The organism is Xanthovirga aplysinae (assembly GCF_009711365.1).
Taxonomy (GTDB): domain Bacteria; phylum Bacteroidota; class Bacteroidia; order Cytophagales; family Cyclobacteriaceae; genus Xanthovirga; species Xanthovirga aplysinae.
Map to the genome: position 1 here is coordinate 1 of NZ_SMMB01001264.1, position 16,094 is coordinate 16,094.

General features: G+C 36.8%; 13 protein-coding genes. 9 read left to right on the forward strand and 4 right to left on the reverse strand.

What is annotated here, in order from left to right:
- Positions 1–201 precede the first annotated feature (201 nt).
- Positions 202–354, forward strand: a complete 153-nt coding sequence (locus E1171_RS20015) for a hypothetical protein (RefSeq protein ID WP_155207841.1) — start codon at positions 202–204, stop codon at positions 352–354.
- Between the two features lie 359 nt (positions 355–713).
- Here the strand turns inward: E1171_RS20015 and E1171_RS20020 are convergent, their stop codons facing one another.
- The 4 genes from E1171_RS20020 to E1171_RS20035 form a co-directional block, all read right to left on the reverse strand.
- Positions 714–2,147 carry a TolC family protein gene (locus E1171_RS20020; RefSeq protein WP_155207842.1) on the reverse strand — a complete coding sequence of 478 codons (1,434 nt, stop codon included), beginning with the start codon at positions 2,145–2,147 and terminating at the stop codon, positions 714–716.
- A gap of 89 nt (positions 2,148–2,236) precedes the next feature.
- Positions 2,237–5,395 (reverse strand): efflux RND transporter permease subunit, encoded by a 3,159-nt coding sequence (locus tag E1171_RS20025; protein ID WP_155207843.1) that lies wholly within the window; start codon positions 5,393–5,395, stop codon positions 2,237–2,239.
- A gap of 23 nt (positions 5,396–5,418) precedes the next feature.
- Positions 5,419–6,504 carry an efflux RND transporter periplasmic adaptor subunit gene (locus E1171_RS20030; RefSeq protein WP_155207844.1) on the reverse strand — a complete coding sequence of 362 codons (1,086 nt, stop codon included), beginning with the start codon at positions 6,502–6,504 and terminating at the stop codon, positions 5,419–5,421.
- A gap of 169 nt (positions 6,505–6,673) precedes the next feature.
- Positions 6,674–7,153: a hypothetical protein gene (locus E1171_RS20035; RefSeq protein ID WP_155207845.1), complete on the reverse strand. Its 480-nt coding sequence runs from the start codon at positions 7,151–7,153 to the stop codon at positions 6,674–6,676.
- 1,503 nt (positions 7,154–8,656) lie between these two features.
- On the opposite strand from E1171_RS20035, the gene E1171_RS20040 reads away from it, so the two are divergent.
- The 8 genes from E1171_RS20040 to E1171_RS20075 all read left to right on the forward strand — a co-directional run bounded on the left by E1171_RS20040 (position 8,657) and on the right by E1171_RS20075 (position 15,913).
- Entirely contained in the window at positions 8,657–9,490 is an 834-nt protein-coding gene (locus tag E1171_RS20040) for a DUF4349 domain-containing protein (protein ID WP_155207846.1), read from the forward strand.
- 162 nt (positions 9,491–9,652) lie between these two features.
- Positions 9,653–10,510 carry a helix-turn-helix domain-containing protein gene (locus E1171_RS20045; RefSeq protein ID WP_155207847.1) on the forward strand — a complete coding sequence of 286 codons (858 nt, stop codon included), beginning with the start codon at positions 9,653–9,655 and terminating at the stop codon, positions 10,508–10,510.
- A gap of 105 nt (positions 10,511–10,615) precedes the next feature.
- A complete protein-coding gene (locus E1171_RS20050; protein WP_155207848.1) occupies positions 10,616–11,239 on the forward strand; it encodes a class I SAM-dependent methyltransferase in 624 nt (207 codons plus the stop codon).
- A gap of 167 nt (positions 11,240–11,406) precedes the next feature.
- Positions 11,407–12,087: a helix-turn-helix domain-containing protein gene (locus E1171_RS24795; RefSeq protein WP_222931553.1), complete on the forward strand. Its 681-nt coding sequence runs from the start codon at positions 11,407–11,409 to the stop codon at positions 12,085–12,087.
- Positions 12,088–12,136: 49 nt separating this feature from the next.
- Entirely contained in the window at positions 12,137–12,676 is a 540-nt protein-coding gene (locus tag E1171_RS20060) for a dihydrofolate reductase family protein (RefSeq protein WP_155207850.1), read from the forward strand.
- Positions 12,677–13,243: 567 nt separating this feature from the next.
- The gene (locus tag E1171_RS20065; RefSeq protein ID WP_155207851.1) at positions 13,244–13,684 is read left to right on the forward strand and encodes a carboxymuconolactone decarboxylase family protein; all 441 of its coding nucleotides are present in this window, start codon (positions 13,244–13,246) and stop codon (positions 13,682–13,684) included.
- Positions 13,685–13,992: 308 nt separating this feature from the next.
- Positions 13,993–14,814 (forward strand): alpha/beta hydrolase, encoded by an 822-nt coding sequence (locus E1171_RS20070; RefSeq protein ID WP_155207852.1) that lies wholly within the window; start codon positions 13,993–13,995, stop codon positions 14,812–14,814.
- Between the two features lie 193 nt (positions 14,815–15,007).
- Positions 15,008–15,913: an alpha/beta fold hydrolase gene (locus tag E1171_RS20075; protein ID WP_155207853.1), complete on the forward strand. Its 906-nt coding sequence runs from the start codon at positions 15,008–15,010 to the stop codon at positions 15,911–15,913.
- The last annotated feature ends 181 nt before the right edge of the window (positions 15,914–16,094 follow it).

Genomic DNA, 16,094 nt, shown 5'->3' on the forward strand with positions numbered 1-16,094 from the left:
AGTCATAACTATTCTGAATCCGAGATTAAAAGTGAAGCTGAGTTTTAACTCAATAATGGAAAATTGAATTTAGTAACTACAATTTTTCGGGTTTATTAAACATTTTGTATTAACTATAGGTATCCTGTTTTTATTTACAATTTTTTAGCCTTTTCTGTTCTGGCTCAAGAGAGGGATGTCTTAACTGATAAATTTCAAATTGTGGAAATTGAACCGGAATTTCCGGGCGGAGTAAAAGCTTTTTTCAAAGAAAATGGTAAAAATCTTAGATATCCTTCTGATGCTTTTGAAAATGGAATTGAGGGAAAGGTAAACGTTCAATTTGTCTTTGATGAATTTAAGAAGATTCCGTAGGAGTCTGTTCTAGTTCATGAAGGTGTATACCTTTCCCTTGATAAATAGGCATTAAGACTTATCAAGGCTTCTGGAGATTGGAAGTATAGAAAAAAATCCAAAAATGAAGAAACAGCTAAAGTTCGAATGGTAGTCCCCATAATTTTAAAGTTACCAGCTAAAACTTCGAAAAAGAAAAAAAGGAAGGGTAGAAACTAACTTGAAGAAGTAATTAGTTAGTTTCTACTCTCAGTAAAGCAAAAGATGGGGGAAGCCCCGAAAAGAAAAAGAAAACCATTTTACCTGCTTGCAAAATGGTTTTTCTCTAATTAGGATAAAGCTATCTTTTCAAGAAGGCTAATTAATCTGTAAGCATAATATTAATTCCAGCCGCCGCCCAATGCTCGGTAGACATTGACCATGGCATTCATTTGTTGCTTTTTGGTTTCCACTAATTCAAATTTTGCTTCCAGTGCATCCCGTTGGGTCAATAGTACTTCCATATAGTCGGCCCTTGCTGAATTGAAAAGTTGATTTGAAATAGTCACGGACTGGGTGAGTGCCTCCACCTGGTTCTCTTTTAAATCGTAACTTTTCTCCAGGTTATTGATGTTTGATAGCTGATTGCTGACTTCAATGTAAGCGTTTAAAATGGCCCGTTCGTAATTGTAAACAGCCTGTATCTGCTTAGCATTGGCACTAGAATAAGCTGCCTTTATCGCATTCTTATTGATCAGTGGTGCAGCTAAATCTCCTGCTAGAGAGAGAAGTAATGATTCGGGTGCTTTTATTAGAAATGCCGGATTAAATGCCTGGAAGGCTATATCTGCGGAAATGGCTAAAGCAGGGTAAAACCTGGCTTTGGCCACTTTTACATCCAGCTTGGCAGCTGTCAGCTGAAGTTCGGCCTGTTTAATATCAGGACGGTTTTCTAATAGTTGCGAAGGGATGCCCGAATGAATGGTATTAGGCACTAAATCGCTGAAAACTTTTGAACTCCTTGAAACAGTTTGTGGAAACCTGCCCACAAGAAAATTAATCTGGTTCTCAGTTTGAATGATCTTTTGCTGGGTTTCGTATTGAAGACTTTTAGTGTGGAGCAATTCTGCATTAAATTTACGTACAGCCAGTTCCGTAACCCTTGTAGCTTCTTTTTGAAGTTTTACTATTTTAAGAGCATTGCTCTGAATCTCAATGTTCTGATTAATGATGTCCAGCTGATTATCGAGTGCCAGTAATTCGTAATAAGAATTAGCCAGTTCGGAAATCAGGTTAGTAACCATAAAGTTTTTCCCTTCAACGGTAGCCAGGTACCGCTTTAGGGCAGCTTTTTTCGCATTTCGAAGTTTATGCCATATATCTATTTCCCATGTGGCATTGACACCTACCAAATAATCTGGCAAAGGGTCAGGAAACTCTGTTCCCGGTTTAATATCATTGTTTGCCTCCAGTGCCCCTTGGCTGGTGTACCGGCCAGGTTTATCAAAACCAGCCCCGGCTTTGATATTCACAAATGGTAAGTATTCTCCTTTTTTGACTTTTACCTCGTTTCTGGCGATCTGAATTTCCTGCAAAGTGATGTTCAATTCCTGATTGTTCTCCAGGGCCGTTTCAATCAGAGCATTTAGGTTTGGATCGGTGAAGTAATCCTTCCAACTTACCTTTGCCGTATTGGTAGTGTCCTGGGAGTTGTTATAACTCCCAGGTACATCGGTATTCGCTTTTTTTCCTACTAAGTTAGGAGTTTTACAAGCCGAGAAAATCAATGCTATACTGGCAACTCCTAAACATTTATATATTATTTTTTTATACATGGTGCTCAAATTCTTTAGAAAAAGATTGATTTAATAGTTCTAAAGGACTCCCATTGCCCTTTTAGTATCCATGGAGTGAAGCTGTTGCTTTATGGGAGCTCTTCAGATAATGGAACTTCATCTTCATCTTTAATGAGGTGCCGGCCTTCTGCTAATTTGGCAAATATATAGTACAAGCCAGGGACAATGATTACGCCGAAAATTGTTCCAAAAAGCATCCCTCCGGCAGAAGCGGTACCAATGGTACGGTTCCCAATGGCCCCTGGGCCGGTGGCAAAAACCAATGGAATCAAACCCGCAATAAATGCAAAAGAGGTCATTAAGATAGGACGAAAACGTTCCTTAGCACCTTCAATGGCTGCATTGAGGATGGATGCTCCCTCTTGCTGTTTCTGAACCGCAAACTCCACGATTAGCACGGCATTTTTTCCTAACAATCCTACCAACATCACCAGGCCGACTTGTGCGTAAATATCGTTGTCCAATCCCATAAACTTGAGCAAGATAAATGCTCCGAAAACCCCTGCAGGCAGAGAAAGTACCACCGACAAAGGCAATAAAAAGCTTTCGTATTGAGCCGCAAGAATCAAATAGACAAAGACCAAAACGATGAGGAAGATATAGATGGATTCGTTTCCTCGAGCCACTTCATCTTTTGCCAAACCTGCCCAGTCTATATCATATCCCCGTGGCAATGTTATTGCCGCTACCTCTTGTATGGCTTTGATGGCTTCACCACTACTATATCCTGCTGCAGGGGAGCCATTGATTGACGATGTGGTGTACATATTGTACCTGCTAATTTCATTGAGCCCCTGTGTCTTTATTACTTTCATGAAAGACGAATAGGGAACCATCTCGTCGTGGTCATTTTTTACGTATAGTTTCAAAAGGTCGTCAGGTAACCTCCTGTATTGAGGTGCTGCTTGAACGTATACTTTGTAAAAAGTACCAAATCTGATAAAGCCGAGTTCATAGCTACTTCCTATCAAAACTGATAGGTTGTCCATGGCTTTACCGATGGAAACGCCTTTTTGCATCGCCGCTTTGTTGTCAATCTCTAACTCATATTGAGGATAATTGGCTGCGAAAAAGGTGAATAAACCAGTCAATTCTTTACGTTTATTCAGGGCATCCATAAATTCATTGTTCACTTTTTCAAATTCTTTGTAATCACCGGTGTTGGTTTTATCTAAAAGGAGCAATGAAAAACCTCCTGCCGCTCCGTATCCTGGCACGGCTGGTGGCTGGAAGAATTCTATGGTCGCTCCCGAAATATCACGGGTTTTTTCTTCCAACTTCTCAATGATTTCATCTACTGATTGCTCCCGATCTGACCAATTTTTCAGGTTTATCAGACAGGTTCCTGCGTTAGAACCTCTTCCTTCGGTTAGTACTTCATAACCCGCCAGTGCGGAAACAGATTGTATCCCATCCACCTCCTCGGCAATCTCTTGCAGTTCCCGAGCCATATCATTGGTTCTTTCCAGGGTGGAGCCTGGTGGGGTTTGAATAATGGCATAAATCATTCCCTGATCCTCAGCGGGGATAAAGCCTGCAGGAAGGTTATTTGATGTTACCCATATTCCCACACAGAAGGCAACCAACAAGCCGAAAGTGACCATTCTCCGATTCACGATAGTTTTTAGCAGTCCTGTGTATTTTCCGGTAAGCTTTTCGAATCCTCTGTTAAAACTGTTGAGGAATCTATTAAGTGGAGTTTTTTTCTTTGGTTGTCCATGTGTATTCTTCAATAGCATGGCACAAAGAACCGGTGTTAAGGTAAGGGCTACAACCCCTGAAAGGATAATAGAGGTGGTCATGGTAATGGAAAACTGCCTGTAGAATATACCTACTGGTCCTGACATAAATGCAACTGGGATAAATACGGCAGCCATTACCAAGGTGATGGCAATGATAGCACCACTGATTTCATTCAGTACTTTTTTAGTGGCCTTAAATGGGGAAAGGTGTTCCTCCTCCATCTTGGCGTGTACTGCCTCTACTACCACTATCGCATTATCCACTACTATACCAATAGCCAGTACCAATGCAAACAAGGTGATCAGGTTTATGGTAAGTCCAAAAAATTGCATGAAAATAAAGGTGCCAATCAGCGATACAGGAACAGCAAGGGTTGGAATAAGGGTGGAGCGCCAGTCGCCCAGAAAGAGGAATACCACCAATGCCACCAGAACGAAGGCTTCTCCTAATGTATGCACCACTTTTTCAATAGAGGCATCCAGGAAATTGGAAACATCGTAACTGATCTGATAATCCATTCCAGGAGGGAAAGAGCTGGCTTTAATTTCCTCTAATTTAGCTTTTACTTCGTCTATTACCTCGCTGGCATTACTTCCATAAGTCTGCTTCAAGGTGATAGCAGCAGAGGGATGGTTATCCATGTTGGAATAAATATCATAGAATTCACTTCCCAGCTCTACATCTGCCACATCTTTCAAGTGAAGAATTTCACCATCCGAATTGGCCCGAATAATAACATCTTCATATTGGTTGGTTTCATTAAATCTTCCCGGATAGGTCAGAACGTATTCAAGAGATTGAGATTGCTTACCGTCACTTCTACCTAATCTACCTGGGGATCCTATGATGCTTTGTTCCTCCAGGGCCTCCATTACTTCATCTGTTGAGACGTTATAGGCACGCATACGATCTGGTTTCAACCAAATACGCATGGCGTATTGGCGGCTACCAAGGATTTGGGCACTTCCTACCCCATTTAGCCGCAATAGTTCATTTACAATGTTCACATTCGCATAATTGTAAAGAAACTTTTGATCGGCATTAGGGTCCGTACTGTAGAGGTTAACATACATCAACATGTTAGGGACCGTATAGTTCACCACTATCCCTTCACGTTGTACCAGTTCGGGTAGCCTATTGGTCACCTGTTCAATGCGATTTTTCACATTAACGACATTCTGGTTAGGGTCAGTGCCTAAATCAAAAACCACTTGTATGGTGGCCTCTCCAGCACTTGTGGCATCTGAAGTCATGTACTTCATGCCTGGTGTACCGTTAATGGACTTTTCCATCGGAATGAGCACAGATTTCACCAGCACATCAGCACTAGCTCCTGGGTAGGCTACACTAACTACTACCCTTGGAGGTGCAATATCAGGAAACTGCGATATCGGAAGGGTTTTGATGGCCAGTACGCCCATGAGGATAATGATAATGGATAACACTATCGAAAGGACTGGCCTTTGCATGAATTTATTAAACATCTTTTTGCTCTTTAATATTCAAATTATTCCGTGTATAGTTTTAAATGGGAGATGACCCTCTCAGGCTGTTGGTAATTGTAGACTATCTTGTCATGATCTCTTACCTTTCGCAAACCTTCAAGAAGTATCTTCTCATTTTCTGCTAAGCCTTCGCTCACGGCATACAGGTCTTCCATTTCCGCACCTACCGAGATTTCTCTTGAATTCACTAAATTATCTTTATCCACCACAAAGACATACTTTTTGTCCAGGATTTCGAAGGTTGCTTTCTGTGGGATTAGCAGTGCATTTTTAAGGGGCACTCCCATTAGTATATTCCCTGTTTCTCCATGCCTTAATAGTCCTTTTGGGTTTGGAAATGTGGCTCTAAATGCGATGTTCCCTGTTTCATTGTTAAAGTCAGCTTCAATGGTTTCCACCACACCTGGAAATTCGAACTGCTTATTATTGGCCATTAACAAGTTCACATTCATGGAGCTGTCTTTATTTGCCTCATTTTGATAATCGAGGTATTCCGCTTCCGGAACATTATAATAGACCCACATTTTGCTATTGTCGGAAAGTTCGGTAAGCAATTCTCCCTCATCAACCAGGCTTCCTGGTCTTACAAGGAATCGGCCAATGATGCCATCAAAGGGGGCTCTTATCTCTGTAAATTGCAAATGCACTTGAGCTAAAGCCAATTTAGCTTTAGCCTTGTCATACTTGGCTTTAGCCATAGCTAATTCATTTGGTGCTACAATATTGTTATCTGCAAGTGACTTGGTATTTTGGTATTCAATTTCCGCAAAATTGACCTCAGCCTGGGCCTTTTTTTGCTCGGCTTGGTAAAGAATGGGCATGATTTGAAAAAGTAGTTGCCCTTTTTTTACAAATTGTCCTTCGTCTACAAAAAACTTTTGTAAGTAGCCTTTTTCCTGAGTTCTTAATTCAATATGACGTATGGAACGAATTTGACCTACGTAGTCTTTAGTAATGGTAGTGTCCATTCTTACTGGGCTGCTCACCACAAGTTTGGATTCACTTTCTTTTATATCTTCTGCTTTTGATGTACAGCTTGTTTGGTACAATAAGGCACACAAACTCATGAGCATGAAAATTCTCTTCATGATAATTTTGCTTTTTAAAATGATACGATTTTGATGATATTTTTTATGAGGTGCGTATAACCAAAAACACCTGCGTTTCCCTCTTGGCCTAAAGCTTTTTGCCACAGGGTAATAAAAATTATAGAATGGAAGGCCAGGCAATTTCGGATTGCCTGTTTAGGTTTTTAAATCATATTCTGAATACACAGAATCCGATTGTCAGAGACCTAAAAGATGAGAAAAAGGAAGAATACCTGCTGAAACGTAAGCCTTTTTTAATGTGAAGGAAGAAATATGCGAGTAATAAAGCATAGAAAATATCAGCCAGGTAATTACTGCTCTTCAAATATCTTTTTAATGAAATCCATTCATCTTCCTCAATCTCGTTTTCAGTAAGGTCATTTATGCTGATTTCTTTTTCTAGACCCGATAATGAAGAGTTAGTGATAAAAGACTGGTAATCTTGTACAGGCTCATAGCTGACATGTCCAGACCCTTTAATGTTTTTTATAGGGGCATAGCAAATATTATCCTGATCTGTATGAGCATTCAGTGGCCTATAACTGTTCAACAGGAAAATACACAGAAATAGAGAAAGTCTAATGAACAGCCTATAGTTGGTGCGGCAAAACACGGCAAACAAGTTCATGAGCATGAGAATTCTCTTCATGATAATTTTGCATTTGGAATAATACGGTTTTTTTGACGATCTTTTAAGAGGTACCTAGGATACAATACACCAGAGTACTTCTATTATCCTATTCTATTTGAATACCGGGAAAAATTAATAAAATGAATAGTTGAGCAATTGAAATTTGCTGCCCCGGTTTTTAATTCATAGCCTGAATACCTGGAATAGGATATGTCGTCTAAAAGATGAGAAATTAGAAAGATGCTTAAAGAATGGTAAACTTTTCTTAAGGAGATGGAAGAGGTATATAAGGGTTAGGAAGTAAAAAAGAGCAGTAAAATAATGATTGGTGTTTGAATTCTTTTGGAAAGAAATTAATTCATCTTCCCCCTCTTCAATAATAGGAGCTTTTAATTTATTAATGTCTATCTCTTTACCAGTTAGGCCGGACTTAATGGTTAAATCTTGACAATTTTGTGGAATGCCAAAGCTAGTGCCCTCAAACCTTTGATGATTTTTTATTGAAGAATAGCAATTATTATCCTGGACTGAATGAGCATACAGTTCACTATACCCGCTCAAAAGCAGGAAGCACAAGATAAATCTTACTAAAATTATAAACTTTTTCATCAGGATGCAAAAGTATATATAGTTGTTTATACAGGCAAGTAGGTGCATGATATTTTGCACTACTACTCATAATTCTCCAAGTAAAGTTTGTTAAGCCTATCCACTCCTAGCTTTAATGCATTTGTTAGTGCATCCCAGACAAATGGTGAATGGTTAAATAAAAATGACTACCATTTCGGCTATTTTTCGGAAAAGGATGATTTAGGAATTCTTTAGGGTTCCCATTTTCCTTTTTCATCTTTATTGGTGAAGCAGTGCTAAATGGGATTACCATCTTAAAAAGTTCGGCTGACTTTTAAAAAAGACTTTTTAAAACAGCTAGTATCCATTGAAAATTAATCCCTCATTCTCCGTGTAAACCAATCAACTTTCCAATTTAATTATCAAGGCCCGCTATTTGAAAAGACGATTTACAGCCAAATTAACGAAGAGCACCGAAAATTAGTTTATGTGTTTGAAAAGAAAAATAGAAAGCATATCTGAAATTAAGCAGGTATTCTAGTAGTCAGTAAACCAAATTTGAATGGTCTGAAGCACCAATTAGCTGATTTGAACTATGGAAATAATTATTTTTATGCTGTAATAATTAGCTGTTACAAAAGGCAGGTTTTAGATAATACAAATAAAAGGAAGCAGTTGATCTACCTGACTTTAATTTTTGACCCAAATCTGAGAAACGGTAACCCATATGGCTTGAAAAAAATGGATTAAGTACATTAACTTATTGGATATAAGGAGTTTTTTGCTTCAAAATTTCATGAGAGAGGTCTTGGATTAATGCTATGGAATGTGGAATGAGGGAGAATTCATCTTTGGAATAATGCATGAGAAAGTGATAGTTCTAACAAATTACTATATTTGGTAGGCAATTTAATTTGAGTCGTTAGGTGCTATGATAAAATATTTTTTCGAATGAGAATACTTTTCCTATTGTTAATATTATTTTTTTCTGCAGCCTGTCAAAATGCAGAGGAGAAAATGTATATGGTCGAGGTGAGTGAGGAGTACGAAGAGGTCCATGAAATTCCGGCAACAATGCAGGCACCTTTGCTTAATAAAGCAACAGATACCGAACAGATAACAAAAAAGGTAATTAAAACTGGTGGGATCCATTTCCAATCTGAAAATATTGAAGAAGACTACAAAAAAATCCGTGAGCTATTGCCCCAGTATAATTCATATATCGAGAATGAAAATCAATCGAAATCTTCCCAACGAATAAACTATAATCTAACAATTCGAGTCCCGGCAAGCGTTTATGATTCACTGTATTCATCACTTTCAACTCTTCCTTTTCGCTTAGATAGTAAGTATTCGAATATAGAGGATGTCACTGAACGCTACTATGATCTAAAGACTAGGATTAAGAACAAAAAGGAACTTGAAAAGAGATATCTCGAACTACTAAAAAAAGCCTCTTCAATTAAGGATATTCTGGAAATAGAAAAAAATCTGAATCAGGTGAGAATTGATATTGAGCGGTTAGAAGGGCAATTTAGATATTTAAGCAAACAAGTAAATTTTAGCACCATCAACCTATCGTTCTACGAAATCTTACCTTATGTATATGACTCTGCAAAACGTAAGGGTTTTGGAGCAAGAATTCTTAGTGCGTTGGATAAAGGATGGCAAGGTTTCCTTTCATTTCTTATCACATTAACAACCCTGTGGCCCTTTGTAATTTTATTCATTGGGGGAATATATCTTATTCGAAAACTTGGAGTTAGGTGGAAAAGAAAAAAATAAGCTTTTAACAGCATTTATGAACAGGGGAAGTAACGAAGATTTGCTGGTGCCTGGGATGGCTGTTAACTCTAATAGATTTAAAAAAGGGATAGATTCAAGTGAAGATTAGTGCATTCTAGTTTCCACTCAACATTGTAGGATGTTAGTCTGAATTAAATTAAAATGGAAAACATTCCAATAAGGGATATTAAGGAATATCAGAAAGAGCAAAATTTTTCTAATAGCTTTAATATAAGAGATATTCGGCCCTTACTTGGTGGGAAAGATATGATTCAGGAGCTTCACAGACATGATTTCTTTTTTGTTTTAGCTTTGCAAAAAGGAAAGGGAAATCACGAGATAGACTTTATATCCTACGAAGTTTGTGACCATTCTGTTTATTTTCTAAGACCAGGTCAGGTTCATCGGCTCACACTGAAATCCGGAAGTACAGGTTTCCTGATGGCATTTAAGGCTGACATCTTTTATCCTCATGACAAGGTATTCAATGAACGATTACGAAAAGCAAGTAATGTAAATCATTATCCATTGGATGCTACAAGATTTACTACGGTACAGGCCGTATTAGATTTTATCTTTCGGGAATATACCGTCCAACAAGAAGGGTATGAATCCGTCATTATAGCAAATTTAGGTATTATAATTATTGAACTAATTCGGCAGATTAGTGAAAGTCCCTCGAATAGTACCTCTCTTTACAAGCAGGAACGGCTTGAGGAATTTTTAGAACTTCTAGAGAAGCACAGTTCCAAATATAAGCAGGTATCTCAATATGCAGATCTATTGAATCTTTCTCCTTTTCAGCTTAATGCTATCACTAAGACAACCCTAGGTAAAACCAGTTCGGTAATTATCAATGACCATATTATTTTAGAGTCTAAAAGGTACCTTCTGGCAACCTCTAATCAGGTAAATGAAATCGCCTATCAATTGGGTTACGAAGATATTTCCTACTTTATCAGGTTCTTTAAAAAGCAGACCGGATATACACCTGAGGCATTTAGAAATAATTTCAGATAAGTCCCGTTAAACTACATTTTTGTCCTATCCTTCCCATTGCTCCTGGAAATACCTTTGTCCATAAGATACAAATGGTAATCCTTGAAATTTAAAAATTAAACTATTATGAAGGAGTTATGGAATGAAAGGTATAAGAATCAGGAATTCGTTTATGGAAAGGACCCTAATCTATTTTTCAAAGAATGGTTGAAGAAATTTAAGCCTGGATCTATATTGATGCCAGCCGACGGTGAAGGAAGAAATGGGGTGTTTGCCGCAAGAATGGGATGGAAAGTCACATCATTTGACTTAAGTGTAGAAGGGCGAACAAAGGCATTTCAATTGGCTAAAGAAAAGGGTGTTACCCTTGACTATAGGGTTGGAGATTTTGATCAACTTCAATTTGAAAGAGAATCATTTGATGTCGTTGGATTGGTTTTTGCACATTTTTCAGCTGAAAAGAAATCAATATTTCATAAAAAGCTAAATGATTATCTCAAGCCTGGTGGCATTATTATTTTTGAAGCATTTAGTAAAAAGCACCTAAATTATTACAAACTAAATCCGAAAGTTGGAGGCCGAATGGGGAAAGATATGTTGTTTTCTGAAGCAGAAATAATGACAGATTTTGAGAATTATGAAAAAATAAGGCTACAGGAAGAGGAAATTCAATTAAATGAAGGGAAAAATCATATTGGAAGGGGGTCTGTAATTAGATTTGTGGGAAGAAAAGTTGCTAACCAAAATTAACGTCTTTAAACCAGGTGTTAACCAAAACGTAACTATTTATGCAAAAATGACCTCAAAGAGAAAGCATTGATAAAACATTGATTAAGGAAAATTCATATAGACCAAAATATCCTCTAAACCAATTTGTTGATTTCATTTGGATAGGGAAGGCCTCAAACTTAGATTTGGTGGGGAGTCATCATGCTGCACTGTTCACAGAGCTGATTTTTAATTATGGTGATGATTTTCGGGTTTATGGGCAACATATAGATAACTTTATTAATAAAAATGACCATCAAATCTTATCAGGATTAAAAACAGCACCATTTCAAACTAAAATTTCGGGAATTTACGGTAGTGTGGGGTTAATTCTAAAACCTTTCTGTTATGGCCTATTGATAGACAATTTCGGGACCCGTACTATGGATCGCATGTCAGAGATTCTTTATGAGCATCTTTTTGTAAGGGATTGTCCTGATTTTGAAGGGGTAGAGAAACATGTGCTGAAATTATTTAGCAAGTTTGGAGTAGATGTTGACCTGGCTAAATTTGAAAACTATGTTTCATCTAATTTACTGGAGAGGGGCGCACTTCAAAAATTCAATCAATCCATATCCATTTCTCGGAAGAGTTTTATTCAAAAGTTTAAAAAATATTATTTGTTAACCCCAGGCGATTATATAAAGCTTAGGAAAGTAAATACAGCTATTCAATTGCTTCAAAACAAGAAATCTGTCAAACTAATTGATGTCGGCTTAGATGCCGGTTTTTACGACCAGTCTCACTTCATAAAAATATTTAAAAAGTTTTGTGGTTGCACACCGAAAGAATTTGAAAAAATGGATAAGGTAAATTCTGTACAATTTTGATACCTTTCATTTTACCTACTTTGTAGTCTGATTCTTAAAATTTACGGATATGGATAAGAAAAACATGGTATTTATTGCAAGGAGTTTGGATGGTTATATTTCTGACAGGAATGGCGGGCTGGATTGGCTTAATGTTATCCCAAATCCTGAACATGAAGATGCAGGATATGGAAAGTTTATTAAACAAATGGATGCTTTAATAATGGGTCGTAGAACTTTTGAAACAGTATGTGGCTTCGATGGTGATTGGCCTTATCCCAATCCGGTTTTTGTCTTAAGTAAAACCTTAATGGCAATTCCAGAAGAATTTAAAGACAAAGCAGAATTGGTAAAAGGCTCTTTAGGAGAGATACTAGATCAAATCCATCAAAATGGGTATCATAGACTTTATATTGATGGAGGAGCAACCATTCAAAGTTTTCTAAGGGAAGATTTGATTGACGACCTCATTATTACAACAATTCCAGTGTTATTGGGAGGAGGAGCTCCTTTATTTTCCGAACTCCCCAAAGAATTGGAGTTTGAACATGTAGGAACAGAAGTATTTTTAAATGAGCTTGTGCAAAGTCATTACAAAAGAAAAAATTAATTTACAGCTATCAATAGGATGGAATGCAACCCTGATTTTTATTTAAAAATTGCTGCTGTAGGGGAGGTGTAGGGGTATTTTGTATAGGCTAACAGTTGGGGTTTGATTTTATTATCGATAAAGGAACTAAACTTATCGTTCAATTTGCAATTAAAATTGGTGATTGACAGATTATTTGGTTTATTACAAGAGAGCCAATGCCGATTTTTAAATTCAGCCTATTGAAGACACCCACATTCTTGCCATTTCGTTTGCTAAAGAGGAGAAATTGTTAAGTCAATTTCCCAAACTTGGAAAATTTTTTAGGACAATCTACCAAATCGAATACCGTTCTTCTCAAAAGAGGATAAAATATTTTTACGACTTTTCTAAAGAAGAAATCTACCTTCATTTTATCAAACACTTTCCTGAATTTGCACAAAGAGTCCCGCAATATTTGATTGCCGCTTTTTAGGACTAACCCCAGAATATGAAAGTGAAATTAGGAACAAAAAGTGTTCTTAAACCAGTTTAAGTATTTTTTGCAAAGTTGTAAATATTTTTGCTTCAAACTAAAACTTTACAAAAATGGAAAGTAGAATTCAGATTGATGTAGCAGAACCAGAAGCGTATAAAGCTATGTATGCCCTGGAAAATTATTTACAACAAAGCCAATTGAGCCAATCTCATAAGGATCTCTTAAAAATTAGAGCTTCACAAATAAATAGATGTGCCTTTTGCATAGATATGCATACCAAAGAAGCTTTAAAAAATGGTGAGGATGAACAACGTATTTTTTTACTGAATGCCTGGCAGGAATCCGATTTATTTACGGAAGAGGAAAAAATAATATTGCAAGTTACTGAAGAAGTAACCATGATTCATCTCAATGGATTGACTACCCGAACATATCAAAAAGCAATTGAAAAATTTGATCAGCATTATTTTTCGCAGATTATAATGGCAATAACAACTATTAATGCTTGGAACAGAATTGCGATTAGCACAAATAAGCCTATTATGGATTAGTTATGTTTAGGAAAGAATTGGATTCAGCATGGTGATTAGGGATAGGAGGTGAGGAAGTTTAAGAGGAGTTAAATAGCGGTTTAAAAGTGCAGTGGCTTTAAGCCGCTATTTTATTCTGTTGCCCTGCAGTAGAAATGAAGACTTTTAGTTTTGGGCTATAGATTTCCGATTGCATATCCTAAATTTGAAAGGCTATTTAATAAGTCATTAATTAACAGACCGACTTATTTAAAACTAATATTAGCTTTAGGTAAGAAAATGAATGGTTAATAATGTCCGTACAAAAAAGTCTTTTAAACGATTAAAAAATGATGACACTGAGTAATCAATTAAATCTTCGTCTACGTCATCCCGACTATCAGAATTTTTTGGATTTTAATGAAGATGAATCAAAAAGAGTCAGGAATCAATATAACTGTTATTTGGATCAAAAATATGGAATGTCAGCACTTCAGGGACTCGATATCTTCCCTTCGAAAATTAGCAATTCTCCTATTTTAATATTCATACATGGTGGATATTGGCGCGCCTTAGATAAAAGGAGCTATAGTTTTATAGCAGAGCCTTTTGTGAAGAATAATTTTACGGTCTGTGTAATTAATTATAGACTTATTCCAATGGTAAATATGGAAGACGTCTTAGATGATATTAGGGATGCCATAAGTTTGATTCAAAGAGAAGCCATTCGATACAACGGAAACCCTCAAGCTATTACCCTTTCTGGACATTCTGCAGGTGGTCATTTGGCGTTGATGGCTTATCTAATGGATGAAAATATAAGGTCTAGTATTCAAGCAATTTGTAGTCTTAGTGGAATATTTGATTTAGAACCTATAAAAAACAGCTTCCTTAATGAGGAGTTACATTTGAGTAATAATGATGTAAAATCCTACAGTCCTATAAGGAAAGACCTATCCATTGTAAATTGTCCTACACTATTAAGTGTAGGCTCAGGTGAGACGGATTTTTTTATTGAACAATCAAAATCCTTATTCAATAAAAATCAATCGTTAAATTTCCTTCATTACTATGAATATGAAAAATTGAATCATTATCAAATAGTGCACAAACTTGGACAAGAAAATAATCCTTTAACCCAATTCATTTTAGAAAACGGGAAAAATAAATGAATCAGATTTAATAATAAAGGTGCAGATACTGATAAGGCTAAGAAGCTAGGGAAGAACCTTTGAAAGCAAAGAAATCCCCTTTTAATGTTCTTGTATTTTAATTTGGGAATTAACTTTCAATGGTTAATGTACTAATCATTTATCATAGGGAATTAATTCTGCCAGTTTCCAGTTGTAATCAAAAAAAATCAAAATGGAAATAAGAAAATCAAACTGGGGAGCTGTCAAATACCAGAATGTGGAGTTAGATGGAGTAAAGATTTTTTACCGGGAAGCAGGTGCTTCGAATGCCCCTACTTTACTGCTTTTACATGGATTTCCCACCTCTTCTCATATGTTTCGTGATTTGATCCCTGCCTTAGCAAATGAATACCATATCATTGCTCCTGATTATCCAGGCTTTGGGTATAGCGAACAACCACCAATCAGTGAATTTGATTATTCCTTTGATAATTTTTCGCGGTTGATTGGTCTTTTGTTGGAAAAGCTCAAAATCCAAAAATATAGTTTGTATGTTATGGATTATGGAGCGCCAGTTGGCTACCGATTATTTGCTAAAAATCCTGAAAAGGTGCAAGGTCTGATTATTCAGAATGGGAATGCTTATGAAGAAGGCCTAAAAGAGTTTTGGGACCCTATAAAAGCCTATTGGAAAGACAGAACTCCTGCAAATGCCGAGCCTCTGAAAGAATTTATTTCTCCAAAAGGTGTAAAATGGCAATATACCCATGGTGTAAAAGCTGAATCAAATATTAGTCCAGATAACTGGATTATAGATCGGCACCATTTGGATCGTCCTGAAAATCCAGAGATCCAATTGGCCTTATTTTATGATTACCGAACCAACATCCCCTTATACCCCAATTGGCAAGCTAAATTTCGGGAACATCAACCACCAGCCTTGATTGTTTGGGGAAAAAATGATTACATATTTCCGGCAGAAGGGGCTCATCCTTACAAGCGAGATTTGAGAAATTTGAAATTCCATCTATTGGATACGGGACACTTTGCATTGGAGGAAGAGGGTATACAGATTACAAAGCTTATTCGTGAATTCATGGAGAACAATATTGGAGGAAAGATGAAAAAAGTGGCTTAATAGTAGTATTTATCAAGGTGCTTTAAATGAGATTTTCCTTTGAGTTAAAGTTGTTGTTTAGAAATATAAAGCACAGCGCTAGATTTTAAAATGATATTCTTTTCAGAAAAGTATGTTCCTATCTCTAGTCGAGAAAATGATTAGGACCATTTTAGACTAATAGTTTATAATTTTGTCAATG